This window comes from Streptomyces sp. H39-S7, assembly GCF_027158205.1.
Classification (GTDB): domain Bacteria; phylum Actinomycetota; class Actinomycetes; order Streptomycetales; family Streptomycetaceae; genus Actinacidiphila.
Window position 1 is genome coordinate 1 of record NZ_JAPVLU010000123.1, and the last position, 3,768, is coordinate 3,768.

Genomic DNA, 3,768 nt, shown 5'->3' on the forward strand with positions numbered 1-3,768 from the left:
CAACTGGAGTTCACGCGGGTTCCTTCGCGATGTGCCTGCCGATTGAGGTGCAAGTGGGGAGGTAGGAGCCCTCCTATCAGGCTTGATTGGTACGCGTGAGATGTTCGCAGTAACTGGCACATTCTGCGAGTACGGCCGGTAACTTGCGATGCTATGCAGGATTCGGGAAGTCGCCGCCGTCTGACGCTGCTGACTGGGCAAGTGGAGGACGACGAGGCGCTGCCTTCGGCTGAGGCCGAGGACCGTGGTCTGGCCGATGTCCAGATACTCCAGCGGCGGGCTGCCGCACAGAGCGATGCCGTTGATGAGCAGGGCTTCTATCTGGAAACCGTGTCGGAGTATCTGTGGGCCCGCGACGTCGCCGGTCTTGCGCCCAGCACCTTGGAGAATCTGGTCAGGCCGGTGCTGGAGCTTTGTTCGTTCTACGACTTGGTGCCCTGGCGGCTCACTCCGCGGCATGTGGACCGGTTCTACACCGGGCCGGGGCGCCGGGCCCGTTCGACGATGCGGAGCAAGCTGACCAAGCTCGACAGCTACTTCGCGTTCCTGGAGCAGCGTTACGCAGGGGAGATCGCACGCCGCTTCGGTGCGAGGGTGGAGTCACCGGTCGATACGTTCAACAGGCCGGTACACCGCGGGGACTTCGGGCTGCGGATTCCTCCTTCGCAGCGGGCCCTGGCCGAGTGCTTCTCGAAGTGGCGGGCGTCGCTTCCGTCAGCGCGCAAGTATCCGGTGGCCGTACGCGACTACGTGATGGCGAAGATCGCCTACATCTCCGGTGTCCGGGCGAGCGAGCTCTGCGCGGTCCGTCTCGGGGACATCCACTGGGAGCTCGGTCAGTGGGGCCGGTTCGTGGTCCAGGGCAAAGGGGCCGGCGGGTCGGGCAAGCGCGAACGGCAGGCATACCTCTTCGCGGAGGGACGCGAACTGCTGTGGTGGTACATCGAGGACGTCCGTGGCTTGTTCAGCGACGACGCCCTGGACCCGGCTGCACCGCTGTTCCCTTCGGAACGGCGGCCCCAGGCCGTGGTGGACCTGAACATCGCAGTGGGCATGCCGGTGCGTCCTGATGCGTTCCGCAAGGCGCTCAAGACTGCCGGCGGTCTCTATCTTCCAGGCCCTGTGACCTGCTTGTTCCCGCATCTGCTGCGACACGCGAGGGCGACGCACCTCTACGAGAGCGGCATGGCGCTCTGGGACGTGCAGAAGGTCCTCGGCCATATCTGGGCCAGTACGACGGTCGGATACCTTTCGACCGTTCAGGCCGATCCCGAACTGGCGAGTCTGCAGTCCGCGCGCCGGGCGGTCCGGCGTCTGAGTTTGGAGGCTTGAGGGTGAAATGGAACCTGCGGATGGTCGCTGCCCAACGGGACATCTGGCGTCCGACCCAGTTGCAGACCGTCCTGGCCGAGGTGGGCTTCACCCCGTCGCTGAGCAAGGTTGCGGCGTTGTGGAGCGGGAAGCCCGTGACGGTGAGGCTGGAGGATCTGGACAAGATCTGCGCGGCTCTGGACTGCACCGTCGCGGACCTCATGCAGGCCGAGCCAGAGCCGCACCTCGCCTCCCGGGAGCAGGAGGACCGCAGGGTGGCCGGCGCCAGGCCGGACCGAGGTTCCGCGGTCCGGCCGATTCCGGGAACGGGGCGTGGTCCGCGCGGCCTTCCGCCCAACTGAGGCCAGCGGACGATGCATTGGCGTCAGCGAGTTTTCCGGTTCCCCGAGCTGCCCATCCCGGACGGCCACTGGCGGCCCTTGGTGCTGGATCCGCAGGCACCGCTGGTCCGTGACGACCAACGGGTCTGCCCGGCACAGGTGCATGGCCAGATGTCCTGGCCGGCACCGCCGCGGGCACTGAGAGTCGAGCACGCACACCGGATCATGGACCGGGACTTCCCGGAACTGCCGTCCCTGACTCCCGTCATCGCGCAGATGGCGGCCGAGCGGAACCTGAGCGACGCCTGGGAAAGGCTCGCCCTCCACATGACCCGCCTCGCGCTTGCCATCCGGGAGGCCGACCAGGTGCTGGTGAGCGAACAGGACATCGCTCAACTGCCCCAGTTGCGCGGGCGTGTGGTGGAGATCTTCCGTTGCGCGGGTCTACTGCGGCGCCGCCCGAACCAGTGGCATCTCGCGCTTCACTCCCAGCCGTCGGCGGTCAGCTGCGGGCACTGCCTGTCCTGGTCGGGAACCACCGCGAAACTCTGCTCCGCCTGCAAGAACTGGCGACGCTCCAGCCAGAGGGGCCCTTGCCGACGGTGTCACCGGACGCTTCCGCTCTCCTTGGGACGCTGCCGTCGGTGCCGCGTCGTCGAGCTGGAGCAGACGCTGGCCAACCCCCCGATCCCTGACCAGCTGTGGTTCGGGGGCGACATCGATCTCTACGTCAACAGGACCGGCCGCGACCTCAACAACGCAAGGGACCGGCACGCTCAGCAACACCGGGAAGAGCTTCGCTACTGGCCCCGGCATCTGATCGACGCCGACCAGCTCGAACTCTTCCCGGCACCGGAGAGGAACTGGAAGGCCATCGCGCACCCCGGCCTGCTGAAGCTCAGCGATCCAGCACAGGCGGTCGTCGACGAGCTCGACCGGCTCGCCCGCGACCAGGCATGGTCGAGCGCCACCCGAAAGAAGAGCCTTCGCACCCTGCGGGTTCTCCTGGCCTGGCTGGGCACTGCAACCACGATCCCCGAGAAGGACGTCGTGGGCGTCGGTGATCTCTCTCCGCACTACAACACCGTGAGAGTCGCCGGATTCCTCCAGGCAAAGGGCATGCTGGCGTTCGACTCAGACACCGTCGGCACTCACGAGGCATCGGTTCGCCGATGGGTGGACCAGGCACCGGCCCAGTTCCAGGCTGATCTCCACGCCTGGATAGCCGTGCTCCGGGGCAACGGAAAACGGCCCTCACCGCCCATGCCCTGGGGCACGATCCGCGGTTACGTCCTTCACGTCGTCTCAGTCCTCAGCACCTGGGAGCATCTCGCCTCGCTGGGCGAAGTGACCGAGCAGGAAGTGAAGTCGGCGGCCGTCAACTATTCCGTGTTCACCTCACTGCGCTCCTTGTTCCGGGCCCTGCGACGCGAGCGCCGAGTCTTCCGCGACCCAGCCAGAAACGTGCACCTCACTACCCCGGTCAGAGTCCCCCGGCCGATCCCCGCGGACCGCTTGAAAGGTCTGCTCAACCTGGCCGGCGGCACGAAGGACCGGCTCGCGCTGGTCTTGATGGCTGTCTACGCGGTCCGCCCCAAGCAAGTCACCGAGATCCTCCTCGACGACCTCGACCGGTCCACAGGACGCCTGCGAATCCGCAGGCCGAACCGGCTCGATCACGTGATCTGCCTTGACGATTTCGCTCTGCGACTCGTCAAGGAATGGCTGGCCGAACGTCACCGCAGGTGGCCCCTGAGCACCAACCCCTACCTGATCGTCAGCCCTCTCACCGCACTGCACATCGATCGTCCATCCGTCAGCATCGCTAATTTCTGCTCACTTCGAGACCGCATCGGCATCAACTTCACCCGGCTCCGACAGGACCGATTCCTGGACGAAGCGCGGGAGTCCGCCGACCCGGTCCGGCTGATGCGCCTGTTCGGGATCACCTCCTACACCGCGATCCACTACGTCCGCACCGCCCACCCCGAACGCTTCACGATCGACCCCACCCAGGCATAACAGCGGCAACCCGCCGCTTCACCCACCCCAACACCCCAACCAGCAGCGGGTTCGTGCTCAGACAGCTCTCAGAATCTGCGAACCCGCTGCTTTC

The 3,768-nt window shown here is 66.2% G+C and carries 3 protein-coding genes; all 3 read left to right on the top strand.

Going from position 1 to position 3,768, the window contains the following annotated elements; all coding sequences use genetic code 11:
- Positions 1-201 precede the first annotated feature (201 nt).
- The 3 genes from O3X23_RS43650 (at position 202) to O3X23_RS43660 (ending at position 3,674) form a co-directional block, all read left to right on the top strand.
- Entirely contained in the window at positions 202-1,332 is a 1,131-nt protein-coding gene (locus O3X23_RS43650) for a tyrosine-type recombinase/integrase (RefSeq protein WP_269280898.1), read from the top strand.
- A 2-nt stretch (positions 1,333-1,334) separates the two neighbouring features.
- Positions 1,335-1,673: a helix-turn-helix domain-containing protein gene (locus O3X23_RS43655; protein WP_443048160.1), complete on the top strand. Its 339-nt coding sequence runs from the start codon at positions 1,335-1,337 to the stop codon at positions 1,671-1,673.
- Positions 1,674-1,823: 150 nt separating this feature from the next.
- Positions 1,824-3,674 (top strand): hypothetical protein, encoded by a 1,851-nt coding sequence (locus O3X23_RS43660; RefSeq protein WP_269280905.1) that lies wholly within the window; start codon positions 1,824-1,826, stop codon positions 3,672-3,674.
- Positions 3,675-3,768: the final 94 nt, after the last annotated feature.